Here is a 12,641-nt window from a genome sequence, read left to right on the forward strand (position 1 = left end):
ATGTCCAAAATTTTGTTTCGTTCACCAACTCAAGGTTAGCTACTAAAAACTTTATTGATTACGTTTTGCTTGTTCAGTTTTCAAGGTTCATTTCGTAGCCGTTGTTTTTCGGCGACTTCTTCATATTAACATTTAGCTCAATTTGTGTCAACAACTTTTTTTCAAAAAGTTTTTTCATTCATTGATTTTTTTCGTAATGTCTTAGCGACAATTAATATAATACAATATCAACGAATTAAAAGTCAATAACTTTTTATAAAAAAATATCGAGGTATTTTTCATACCTCGATTACTAGCATACTACAGTCCTTGCTCCATTTCTAGGGCTTCTTTATTTACCTTATAATGACGGTGGAATATCATTTCACTTTTCGCAACGATAGGTACAATTTGAATATAGCCTTTGTCCACTAAATATTCTACAAACACTTCTAAATCAACTGAGTAATTCATGAGCTCATCATGATCATGCAATTCCTGAATTGTCCAAGTCTCTTTTGTTTGCATTACTTCTAAAATATGTTGAGCGCCGTCCCGAGTACGTGAATGTATTAAAAACTCACTTGCTAAAAACAATAGTTCTAACCGTTTTTCTATCGGTTCATTACTTGTAACAAGCTCCTCGTATAATTTATAAATCGCTGGTTCTATTTTTTTCACCTGTGCCCAAACAGTTACTTCAGGATAAAGTCCACTATCAATGATGGATAAACGGCCCAAATGATGTAACGAATCTACTACATGATTATAAGCATCGAGATAGCTACCCTTATCAAAGTATTCTTTTCCTTCTAAGTAACGTCGAATTAACTTTGAAAATTGAATGCCAGTTTTGATTTTACGACCACTAAACGGAAACTCCTGTAATTCAATTTTTAATTTATGAAGAAATTCATTACGATCAAATAATACTCTACCAAAGAAAATCCAGTCGACCACTTTTTTATTTGAGCCAATAAGCAACCATTTTCGTATTATTTTCTCAGTAACTGTATGTAAAGCTACTTTATTTCCTTCATATAAGTAATGTTTCGTAAAGACTGGCTTTTCTGCTTCCTTTACAATAATAAGTAAGACTGTATCAAATGTATCTGTAACATTACTTTTTTCTTCGCGTTTTCCCACTAAAATAACGCCTAATGTATTCGACTGACTTGCACGCTCCTGGTATATCGGACGCAAAACTTGTTCCATGTTTAGTCCCCCTCTATTTGCTAATGACCTTTTATCTTCATACGGTGGGTGTCACGGATTTTCACCGGACTCAATAACGCCTAGGCGAAATTGATTTCGTTAAAATTTCGACATACTCTAAAAGTATTCCTTCTTTCCACGTTATCAAAGCTAAAATACTTTGTTCTTATATGTTATAGTAGATTTTAGATTGGGAGGCAAGATGAAAATGAAACCTTACAAAAGTAAAATTAATAAAATCCGTTCATTCGCATTAGCACTTATTTTTATCGGCTTTGTAGTTATGTATGGGGGAATCTTCTTTAAAAACAATCCTATTCTAGTATTAATTTTCATGACTCTTGGTGTACTTTGTATTATTGGTAGTACAGTCGTATATGCATGGATTGGACTGCTCTCAACAAAAGCTGTTCAAGTGGAATGTCCTAATTGCCATAAGTACACAAAAATATTAGGTCGTGTAGATATGTGTATGTACTGCAACGAACCGTTAACGCTGGATCCAACTCTAGAAGGAAAAGAGTTCGACCAATCTTATAATAAGACAAAAAATTCCTAGCCCCCATAAGAGCTAGGAATTTTTTATTGTACTTTTGCAGATACATCTTTACACGATGGGCAAGTGCCGTAAATTTCCAAACGATGCGAATGCACATCAAAGCCTGTTACTTGTGATGCAAAATGTTCAATTTCGTCGAGACCAGGATAATGGAAGTCGACTATTGTTCCACAGCATTCACAAATCATATGATAATGATCGTTTGTAACGAAATCAAAGCGACTTGAAGCATCACCAAAAGTTAGTTCTTTTACTAGACCAACTTCACGAAATACGCGAAGGTTATTATAGACGGTCGCTACACTCATATTTGGGAATTTCCCTTCAAGTGCTTTATAAATTTCATCGGCAGTTGGATGTGCCATTGTTTGAATTAAATATTCCAAAATAGCATGACGCTGAGGAGTAATACGAACACCAGTTGTTTTTAACGTGTCAAGTGCATCCTGTAAATGCGTTTCAGACATCGTCATGCACCTCTTCCATAAAGATTATTAATTTATAATTGTTATAATTAGTGTATCGAATTAAGCTTACTTCTGTCAACAATCATACACATTTCAGTTTAATTAGGATTAATTCAATAACCTCTTGATAAATCCATCATATTTTCTAAATCAGTTTCACCACGTAACCACTTCTCTAAACTTGGCTTAAAGATTTCTAAGCTGCGTTCAACATAGCGAGATGAGTGACTTGAAATATGCGGAGACACAATGACATTCGAAAAAGTCCATAAAGGATGATTCTCAGCTAAAGGCTCTTGTTCAAATACATCTAAAACAGCATAACCAATTTCACCTGCTTGAATGGCATGTATCAAAGCGTTTTCCTCTACTAAGTTTCCACGACCAAAATTCATGAAAATGGCATCATTTTTCATCGCTTTAAAATGTTGTTCTTTCAATAAATGTGTCGTCTCTTCTGTTTTAGGTAATACAGAAATGACAATATCGGCCTTAGGTAAAGCTTCGATTAGTTGATCGAAGCTCACCATCTCATTCATATATGCCGCTTCGTTCCCTGAACGGTTACAGCCAATTGTCACAACACCAAACGCTTGCAATAAGCGACCTACTTCCGAACCAATAGCTCCAGGTCCTAAAATAAGTGCTGTACTATCCCGCAACTCGGTTTGTTTCGCTTTTTTTGACCATTCGCTTTTCTTCTGCTGTTCATACATCCAAGGTAGTGCACGCTTAATCGCTAAAATATGTGCAAGCATTGATTCTGCCATTGGTGTTTTATGAATGCCACGTACATTCGAAACTAATATCCCTCGTTCAACAATGGCCTGAGCTGGCATTTTTTCGATCCCCGCTGAAGCTACAAATATCCATTTAAGCTTTGTCGCATACTGCATATTTTCATCATTTAAATCTTCACCATAGGTGACAAGCACATCCGCTTGTTGTAACTCATCGTTTGATAAGCCATTTTCAAAAATAAAATCAACTTGTGGAAATTCTGCTACTAGTGGTTCACGTAAATTTGGTCTTGGTTCAAACGTAAAATAAATTCTCATTGAGTCACCTCCCATTCTGCTAAATATGTATATACTTCTTCAATATGATTTTTCACACGTACTTTACGCCAAGCCTTTATGAGATTTCCTTCTGTATCAATTAAAAATGTCGAACGTTCTATCCCCATATATTCACGTCCATACATCTTCTTCAGCACCCACACGCCATACGCTTCTGCTACGGCATGATCCTCATCCACTAATAGCGAGAATGGTAATCCATGCTTATCTATAAATTTGGTATGCTTTTTTGCTTCGTCAGGGCTAATGCCAAGTACAACTGCATTTAATTTACTAAAATCCTCGTTCTTATCACGGAAGTCACAAGCCTCCGTCGTACAGCCTGGTGTCATATCTTTAGGATAAAAATATAAAATAACATTTTGTCCTTTGAAATCCGCTAACTTTACTATTTCTTCTTTTTCATTTATAAGGGAAAAATCAGGTGCTTTTTTACCTTCTATTAAAGCCATATCAATCTCCTCCTCTGTACGCTCTATTTTACTCTAAATAGTAAAACAAATCATATCCCTTAATTTCTTTGGATTTCTTGCACTGATAGGTCTACAATAGATGAAGTATAAAGATTTAGGAGGCAATATATATGAATCACACAAAATCTGAAGCAGTACACGCAGAAGCGCTACAGCATATCGTTGGTGGTGTAAATAGCCCTTCTCGTTCTTATAAAGCAGTTGGCGGAGGTTCACCTGTTGCAATGGCTCGTGGGAAAGGTGCTTATTTTTGGGATGTTGATGGCAACCGTTATATCGACTATCTAGCAGCTTACGGTCCAATCGTTACTGGTCACGGTCACCCACATATCGCAAAGGCTATTACACACGCAGCTGAAAATGGAACTTTGTTTGGGACTCCAACTGAATATGAGGTTACTTTTGCTAAAATGCTAAAAGAAGCAATCCCATCTATGGATAAAGTACGCTTTAATAACTCTGGTACAGAAGCTGTAATGACAACAATTCGTGTTGCACGTGCTTATACTGGTCGTACAAAAATTATGAAATTCGCTGGTTGCTACCATGGTCACTTTGACTTAGTACTAGTAGCTGCTGGTTCTGGTCCTGCAACATTAGGTACTCCAGACTCAGCTGGTGTTACAACTTCAACAGCAGCGGAAGTAATTACTGTACCATTTAACAACCCTGAAGCATTTACAGAAGCAATGGATAAATGGGGCGATCAAATCGCAGCTATTTTAATAGAGCCTATCGTTGGAAACTTCGGTATTGTAGAGCCTAACCCTGGCTTCCTAGAATTAGTTCATGCCACAGCAAAGGAAAAAGGTGCATTAACTATTTACGATGAAGTTATTACTGCTTTCCGCTTCCACTATGGTAGTGCTCAAACCTTATTAGGCTTAACTCCTGACCTAACTGCACTTGGTAAAGTAATCGGCGGTGGTTTACCGATTGGTGCATACGGCGGTCGTAAAGAAATTATGGATACAGTTGCTCCACTTGGACCTGCCTATCAAGCAGGCACAATGGCAGGAAACCCTGCATCCATGCAAGCTGGTATTGCCTGCCTAGAAGTATTACAAACTCCAGGAATTTATGACGAAATGGATCGTCTTGGAGCCATTTTAGAAGAAGGTATTCTGACTGCAGCCAAAAAACATGATGTAACAATTACTATTAATCGCCTTAAAGGTGCTCTTACAATTTACTTTACAGATGTGACAGTAGAAAACTATGAGCAAGCTGAAAACTCAGACGGTGAGATCTTTGGACGCTTCTTTAAATTAATGCTTGCACAAGGCATTAATTTAGCTCCATCAAAATATGAAGCTTGGTTCTTAACAACAGAACATACAGAAGCAGATATTCTTGAAACAATTAAAGCGGTCGATATTGCATTTTCACAATTGTAATTTGTAAATGTAAAGGCTAAACGCTTAGTGAGAAGAGCAATTTATAATAGTATCTAGATTATCTATAGCGATTAAATTTTAAAGACGACTCCCTTGTGGGTCGTCTTTTTCTTTAAATGACATACAAATCTATGTATTTTATGAGCACTTCCTTCTATAATGTAAGGAAGCTTAAAATTTTAGACAGAAAGGACATCCATTTTCTATGAAATTAGGTGCCCGTGTATTTAAAACTGGTGTCGCCATCGTGTTTGCACTATTTATTGCTGAGCTGCTAGAGCTACCTTCACCTGTTTTTGCAGGAATTGCAGCCATCTTTGCGATTCAGCCATCTATTTATCGCTCCTATCAAACGATTGTTGAGCAAATACAAGCCAATATTATAGGAGCTACCATCGCGGTCATTTTTGGCTTGCTTTTCAGCCACCATGTAGTAGCAATTGGCATTGCCGTCATTGTTGCTATCGGTATAATGTTGAAATTTAAACTTGAAAAGTCATTGTCACTAGCACTTGTTACAGTTGTAGCTATTATGGAGTTTCAAGGAGATGACTTTCTTACATTTGGTCTTATTCGCTTTATTACCATATTAGTTGGGGTGCTAGCAGCATTTGTTGTTAATCTGTTCTTCCTACCACCAAAATATGAAGTAAAGCTTTTCCGTAAGATTTACTTTTTACAGGATGATATTATCCGATGGACGCGACTTGCTGTTCGCCAGGCATCTGAGCATACTTCTACAAAAGAAGCATTAAGCAAATTTAAGTCTCGTATGCAACGAGTTGACACACTGTATGATTTTTTTAAGGAAGAGCGTAATTACTTTAAAAATAAAAAGTTTGTAAAAGCACGTAAATTAGTTGTTTATCGTCAAATGATCACAACGTCAAAGAAAAGTTTAGAGCTACTACATCGTCTTCATAATCACGAAAACGAATTATCACAGCTACCGACGCAATTTCATATAATGATTCAAGAGCGACTGGATTTCCTGCTAACTTACCATGAGCAGCTACTATTAAAATATACAGGGAAATTAAAGCCCGAACATTCCGAGTGGAGTAAAAACATCGATTATGTGCAGCGTAACGAGTTAATGGAAATATTCATTAAACAGATCAGTTATGCGCATGAGGAAGGCGATACAGAATTCTCGAGCTATCACTTGCTTTATATTTTATCGCGTATTTTAGATTACGAAGAAAACCTAGAGCATTTAGATACGCTCATCGTGTCGTACCAAACTCATCATGGTCATGAAATTAATGTGGAATTTGAAGAAGAATTCATTTAACTTCTTTCAGCAAGTGTTTTGGTAGCGAAAGCGAAGCGTCAGCTACAAATGTATTTTGTACCGAAAGCGTAGCGACAGGTACAGAAGTCTCCCACCTCGATAGGTGGTGAGATGAATGCGGGTTTAAGTCACTTTTTAGCGGGTGTCCAAACATCCGCTGAAATAGAGGAACTCAGTCTAAGAACGCCACGTCCTGTGGCAACGACTGAGTGACCAACATCACGTTGGCCCAAAGCCTCCGGCGGATGTCACGGAATCGGAATCGGTTTTGTGCCGAGTTGAAGCGCACAAAAGAGCGAAGGGTTGGCATTATATCCATCCCTTCGCTCTTTTCTATTAACTTTTCATTTTCGGATCAAGCGCATCACGCAGACCGTCCCCCATTAGATTAAAACCGAGAACCGTTAACATAATAGCTAAGCCTGGGAAAATCATCGTCCACGGCGCCTTTAATAAAAATACGCGGGCATCCGCCAGCATTTTCCCCCATTCTGGTGCTGGTGCTTGAGCTCCTAATCCTAGGAAGCCTAGTGCTGCCGCTTCAATAATCGCTGTCGCTATCGCTAGCGTTCCTTGCACAATGATTGGCGTCATCGAGTTTGGCAAAATATGCGAGAATAAAATTCGTGAATCACGCATTCCGATCGCCTTTGCTGCTACGATGTATTCCTCTTCTTTTACACTCAATACTTTCGAACGAATCAGGCGCCCGAAATTCGGCACGTTTATAATGGCTATAGCAATCAATGCATTTTGTAAGGATGGTCCAAGCACTGCTACTACTGCAATAGCTAGTAAAATACTAGGGAATGCTAACATAATATCGAAAATACGCGAGATAATCGTATCAATCCATCTTCCATAATAACCTGCAATAATGCCCAGTAAGCTACCTACAATTACAGAAAGAATAACCGAAAAAAAGCCTACCCACAAAGAAATTCTTGCTCCATGTATAATTCTAGAGAAAATATCCCGACCAAAGTCATCTGTGCCAAACCAATGCTCACTTGATGGTGCTAATAAACGCTTCGAAAAATTTTGATCATTAATTCCTTCGGGAGCAATCATCGGGCCAACTATAGCAAGTATAATAAAAAATAGTACAATGCCTGCACCTACTAGGGAGATTTTGCTCTTTTTAAAGCTACGCCAGCCTTCTCTCCAAGGACCTAACGCTCGTTCACGACTTGGTGCTACTTCTGTTTTTATATCTATCGCTCCAGTCATTATCGCTTCTCCCCTCTATTTGTATTTAATCCGTGGATCGATCACCGTATACAGTAAATCCACAATTAAGTTAATCATGATAAAAATAAAAGCAATTATTAAAATACCTGATTGAATAACAGGATAGTCTCGGAAGCCAATGGCATCATAAATATAACGACCAATTCCAGGCCAGCTGAAAATTGTCTCTGTTAAAATGGCACCACCTAACAGTAACCCTGTTTGCAAACCGATTACTGTTAACACTGGAATAACGGCATTTTTTAATGCATGCTTATAAACAACAATAAACATTTTTTGTCCCTTTGCTCTGGCGGTGCGTACATAGTCAGAGCGCATTACTTCAAGCATAGACGATCTAGTCATTCTTGCAATAATCGCCATAGGAATTGTCGCGAGAGCTATGCCAGGTAATACTAATCGCTTTAACACTTCAGTAAATTGATCAAAGCGGCCATGTAGTAACGTATCCAGTAAATAAAAATGAGTAATGGCGGTTATTGGATCTCGCACATCTTCTCGACCTGATGTCGGGAACCAGCCGAGCTGATTACTGAAAGCCCATTGTTCCATTAAACCAAGCCAGAAAACTGGTACAGACACCCCAATTAAGGCAACTACCATTGCCACATAGTCGAACCAAGAATTTTGGAACCATGCAGATATAATGCCTGCATTTACTCCAACTATCACAGCTATAATCATGGCAAATAGTGCTAGCTCAGCTGTTGCCGCTAAATAAGGGAAAATTTCTTCTGATACGGGTAATTTAGTACGTAATGATACCCCTAAATCCCCCTGAAAAATGCCACCTAAATAACTAAAATATTGTGTATACCACGGCTTATTTAATCCTAAACTTGCGTTTAACGCTTCGACCGCTTCTTTCGTTGCCTGCTGTCCTAAAATTACTTGTGCTGGATTACCAGGAATTGCACGAATTAACATGAAGACGATAAAAGTCATTCCAAGCAAAACTGGGATTAATTGAAACAAACGTCTTCCCATATAGTGAAGCATCTTCTTCACCCCTCTGTTATTTTCATAATATACTTTTGCATGAAAAGCATTGAAGTCTTTACACATACTGTAGAAAGGGTCAGCCTTCACCAAACGGTTTTAACGATTGATGATTGGTCTTCCATACAGAAATAATCATTCAAACTGTAAAAAGAATCCGCAAGATTTCTACGGCTTACCCGCAGAAAGCAAGCAGATTCTTTAAAATTCCCTCTTAAATTAGAAAACCCTTTTATGCCTACTTCATATCTACATTAGCTAAACGGTCAGAACCTGTTGGATGTGCAATATAGTTTGTAACTTTAGTGTTAGCAGCTAAAATTGGAGTAGAGTGAGCAAGCGGAACCCATGGAGCATCTTTAGAGATAATATCTTGTGCTTTCTTGTAAAATTCATTACGCTTGTCCTCATTAACTTCAGTTTGTGCAGCTACTAAAAGTTTGTGTAATTCTTTGTTGTCATAGAATGTATAGTTGTTGGAACCAATGTTATCCCCATCTAATAAAGTATAAAGGAAGTTATCCGCATCTCCGTTATCACCTGTCCAACCAAGTAAGAACGCATCTGCTTCACCATTTTGCGCTTTTTCTAAATAAGTAGCCCATTCAAAAGATACAATTTTAGATTTAATACCCACATCTTCTAAGTTCTTTTGAATAGCTTCTGCTACTTTTTGTCCGTCTGGCATGTATGGACGTGGTACTGGCATTGCCCATAGCTCGATTTCTTTTCCATCATAGCCGGCCTCAGCTAATAATGATTTTGCTTTTTCTGGATCATATTCATAGCCTTTAATGTCATCGTTGTAGCCTGAAATTACTGGAGGCATAGGATTTTTCGCTGGCACCGCTAAGCCTTCATAGAATGCATCTACTAAAGCTTGTTTATCGATTGCATAATTTACTGCTTGACGAACTTTTACATTATCAAATGGTGGACGTGTTACTGTTAATCCAAGATAACCAACATTCATAGAAGGACGTTCGATTAATTGTAATTTTGAGTTTGATTCGATTGAAGCTTTATCAGATGGACTTAAACCATCAGCAACATCAATATTGCCTGCAGTTAAATCCATTAAACGTGCAGAGTTATCTGGAATCGAACGATAGATTACTTTATCTAATTTCGGTAAACCATCAATATAGTAATCTGGGTTTTTTTCAATAGTAATTGCATTATTACGTACCCAGCTCACAAATTTGAATGGACCCGTACCTACTGGATTTGTAGATAAGCCTTCTTCATTTGCTTCAAAAGCTGTTGGAGAAGCAATTGCAAAAGGAGACATCGCTAAATTTTTCAGGAATGGTGCCTGTGGCTGGCTAAGTTTGAATACAACAGTATGATCATCTTTAGCAGTTACCGATTCAATCACTTGCTTGTCACCTACTACAAATTGGGAGCTGTAATAAGGGTGTTTATCAGCACCAGCTTTCCAACGCTCAAAATTTTTAACCACTGCTTCTGCATTGAAATCAGTACCATCATGGAACTTTACACCTTCTTGAAGCTGGAATGTGTATGTTAAACCATCTTCTGACGGCTCCCATGATTTCGCCAAACCTGGTTGAATTGTTACATCTTTCTCGCCAAAATTCACTAATGTTTCATATATATTCGCTGTAACCGTGAATGATTCACCATCAGTTACAACTGCAGGGTCTAGTGCTACTGAATCACCACCACGACCATATACTAATGTTTTTGGTCCGCCACTGCTAGCTGAATCGCCACCACTTGAAGTATCTTTACTACCCGTATCCTTAGTATCTGAGCCGCCACAAGCTGCTAAGATCGTCGAAAGAACAAGGATAAGCATTACACCCAAAGTCCAAAGCTTCTTTTTCTTCATTGAATTTCCCCCTAAGTTTTTTTATATCATTGAATGTTGGATTGCATCATAAAGATGGCAAGCAACATAATGACCCGGTTTCACTTCTTGCATTTTCGGAACTACTTGAGAACATTCTTCTTTTTTAAATGGACATCTCGTATGGAAAGTGCACCCGCTTGGCGGATTCGAAGCACTTGGAATATCTCCAGAAATAATGAGCTGTTCACGTTCAAACGTAGGATCTGGAACAGGTACCGAGGATAGCAGTGCCTGAGTATATGGGTGAAGTGGCTCAGCATATAAATCCTCGCTTGCTGTCAACTCCACTAATTTCCCTAAATACATCACACCTACACGATTACTAATATGGCGTACAACCCCTAAATCATGGGAGATAAAAATATAAGTTAGCTTTAAGTCCTTTTGTAAGTTTTGCAATAAATTCAATACTTGCGCCTGTATTGACACATCGAGTGCAGAGACAGGCTCGTCCGCAATAATCAAACGAGGATTCGTCATTAGAGCACGGGCAATACCGATACGCTGTCTTTGACCACCACTAAATTGATGCGGATAACGTTTCACATGATATTCATTTAACCCAACAATTTCGAGAAGCTCTAAAACCTTCTGTTTCCGTTCCTTTGCATTGCCCATTCCATGAACAATAAGAGGCTCCTCCAATATTTTTCCAATATTATGCCTAGGATTAAGAGAGGCATAAGGATCTTGGAAAATCATTTGAATGTCTCTACGGGCTTTACGCATTTCATTGTTCGATAATTCTGAAATCATCTTACCTGCGAATTCAATCTCGCCCTCTGTCGGTTCAAGCAATCGCATTAAAAGTCGACCAGTCGTTGATTTACCACACCCGGACTCACCTACAATGCCTAATGTTTCTCCTTCAAACACTTCAAAGGAAACATCATCCACTGCCTTTACGTCTCCAACCTGTGTATTCAGGACACCCTTCCGAATGGGGAAATATTTTTTTAAACCATCAACTTTCAACAACACTTTCGGCATGGTGCTCCACCTCCTGTTTCTCTAGTAAAAAACATCTCGATTTATGCTGCTCTGCTGCTTCATATAAAGGTGGTGTTTCTCGTACACAGCGATCCATCGCAAATTCGCAACGTGCTGCAAAACGACAGCCTTCCTGAATACTTCCGGGCTTTGGTACACTGCCTGGTATAGAGTAAAGGTTGTCCTTTTTATAACGCATATCCGGTACAGATTTAATAAGCCCCTGTGTATAAGGGTGCTTTGGATTAACGAATATCTCCTGAATAGGTGCCTCCTCTACAATCTGACCTGCATACATCACAATAACTCGCTCGCATGTTTCTGCTACAACGCCTAAATCATGTGTAATTAATAACACAGCTGTATTTAAACGTTTATTTAAATCTTTCATAAGTTGCAAGATTTGAGCTTGAATCGTCACATCTAATGCAGTAGTCGGCTCATCAGCAATTAGCACCTTCGGATCACAGGCAAGCGCCATTGCAATCATGACTCGTTGTCGCATTCCCCCAGATAACTGATGCGGATAATCTTTTAATAATTCCTCAGCACGTGGTAGACCTACAAGCTTCATAATTTCAATTGCCCTTGCAGAGGCTTCTTTTTTCGACCATTTTGGATTATGAATTAAAATCGCTTCTTTTAGCTGATCTCCAATTGTAAACAAAGGATTTAAGGATGTCATAGGCTCCTGAAAAATCATCGCCACATCTTTTCCACGAATTTTCTGCATTTGTTTATCCGATAATGTGACGAGGTTTTTGCTATCTAATAGTATTTCTCCCCCTGTTATTTTTCCAGGCGGTGACGGTATTAAACCCATAATGGATAGAGATGTGACACTTTTTCCACTTCCCGATTCCCCTACAATCCCTAATATTTCACCCTCATGAACAGAAAAATCGATATCATCAACGGCAGGAATTTGTCCATCATCTGTAAAAAAGGTTGTCTTTAAGCCTTTTATTTCTAGCAGCTTTTTTCTCATGATCAATCGCCCCATCCCACCCATATTTTCACTTAATTACATAACCGTCACTTAATTCTCTATTTTCAGATAAT

General features: G+C 38.3%; 12 protein-coding genes. 3 read left to right on the forward strand and 9 right to left on the reverse strand.

Going from position 1 to position 12,641, the window contains the following annotated elements; translation table 11 throughout:
• Positions 1-300: 300 nt before the first annotated feature.
• Entirely contained in the window at positions 301-1,194 is an 894-nt protein-coding gene (locus ABH968_RS24515) for a nucleotidyltransferase-like protein (RefSeq protein ID WP_370048221.1), read from the reverse strand.
• Between the two features lie 208 nt (positions 1,195-1,402).
• Between ABH968_RS24515 and ABH968_RS24520 the strand changes: the two genes are divergently transcribed.
• Positions 1,403-1,753, forward strand: coding sequence for a YgzB family protein (locus ABH968_RS24520; protein WP_370048222.1), 351 nt, complete (start codon positions 1,403-1,405; stop codon positions 1,751-1,753).
• Positions 1,754-1,776: 23 nt separating this feature from the next.
• On the opposite strand, the gene perR is transcribed toward ABH968_RS24520, so the two are convergent.
• From perR to bcp, 3 genes are all read right to left on the reverse strand, one after another.
• On the reverse strand, positions 1,777-2,220 hold the full coding sequence (gene perR / locus ABH968_RS24525; RefSeq protein WP_370048224.1) for a peroxide-responsive transcriptional repressor PerR: 444 nt from the start codon (positions 2,218-2,220) through the stop codon (positions 1,777-1,779).
• A 113-nt stretch (positions 2,221-2,333) separates the two neighbouring features.
• Positions 2,334-3,278 carry a D-2-hydroxyacid dehydrogenase gene (locus ABH968_RS24530; RefSeq protein ID WP_370048225.1) on the reverse strand — a complete coding sequence of 315 codons (945 nt, stop codon included), beginning with the start codon at positions 3,276-3,278 and terminating at the stop codon, positions 2,334-2,336.
• A complete protein-coding gene (gene bcp, locus ABH968_RS24535) occupies positions 3,275-3,751 on the reverse strand; it encodes a thioredoxin-dependent thiol peroxidase (protein ID WP_370048227.1) in 477 nt (158 codons plus the stop codon). Before bcp ends, ABH968_RS24530 begins: the two co-directional genes overlap by 4 nt.
• A 131-nt stretch (positions 3,752-3,882) precedes the next feature.
• On the opposite strand from bcp, the gene ABH968_RS24540 reads away from it, so the two are divergent.
• Positions 3,883-5,169 (forward strand): glutamate-1-semialdehyde 2,1-aminomutase, encoded by a 1,287-nt coding sequence (locus ABH968_RS24540; protein ID WP_370048229.1) that lies wholly within the window; start codon positions 3,883-3,885, stop codon positions 5,167-5,169.
• Positions 5,170-5,374: 205 nt separating this feature from the next.
• The gene (locus ABH968_RS24545) at positions 5,375-6,463 is read left to right on the forward strand and encodes an FUSC family protein (protein ID WP_370048230.1); all 1,089 of its coding nucleotides are present in this window, start codon (positions 5,375-5,377) and stop codon (positions 6,461-6,463) included.
• 336 nt (positions 6,464-6,799) lie between these two features.
• Here ABH968_RS24545 and nikC read toward each other — a convergent pair whose 3' ends face one another.
• The 5 genes from nikC to ABH968_RS24570 form a co-directional block, all read right to left on the reverse strand.
• Entirely contained in the window at positions 6,800-7,693 is an 894-nt protein-coding gene (gene nikC / locus ABH968_RS24550; RefSeq protein ID WP_370048232.1) for a nickel transporter permease, read from the reverse strand.
• Positions 7,694-7,708: 15 nt separating this feature from the next.
• Positions 7,709-8,713 carry an ABC transporter permease gene (locus tag ABH968_RS24555; protein ID WP_370048234.1) on the reverse strand — a complete coding sequence of 335 codons (1,005 nt, stop codon included), beginning with the start codon at positions 8,711-8,713 and terminating at the stop codon, positions 7,709-7,711.
• 238 nt (positions 8,714-8,951) lie between these two features.
• Entirely contained in the window at positions 8,952-10,568 is a 1,617-nt protein-coding gene (locus ABH968_RS24560; RefSeq protein WP_370048235.1) for an ABC transporter substrate-binding protein, read from the reverse strand.
• Between the two features lie 21 nt (positions 10,569-10,589).
• Positions 10,590-11,579 carry an ABC transporter ATP-binding protein gene (locus tag ABH968_RS24565; RefSeq protein ID WP_370048237.1) on the reverse strand — a complete coding sequence of 330 codons (990 nt, stop codon included), beginning with the start codon at positions 11,577-11,579 and terminating at the stop codon, positions 10,590-10,592.
• The gene (locus ABH968_RS24570) at positions 11,554-12,567 is read right to left on the reverse strand and encodes an ABC transporter ATP-binding protein (protein WP_370048239.1); all 1,014 of its coding nucleotides are present in this window, start codon (positions 12,565-12,567) and stop codon (positions 11,554-11,556) included. Before ABH968_RS24570 ends, ABH968_RS24565 begins: the two co-directional genes overlap by 26 nt.
• Between the last annotated feature and the right edge of the window lie 74 nt (positions 12,568-12,641).

It is taken from the genome of Lysinibacillus sp. RC79, from assembly GCF_041262405.1.
Lineage (GTDB): Bacteria > Bacillota > Bacilli > Bacillales_A > Planococcaceae > Lysinibacillus.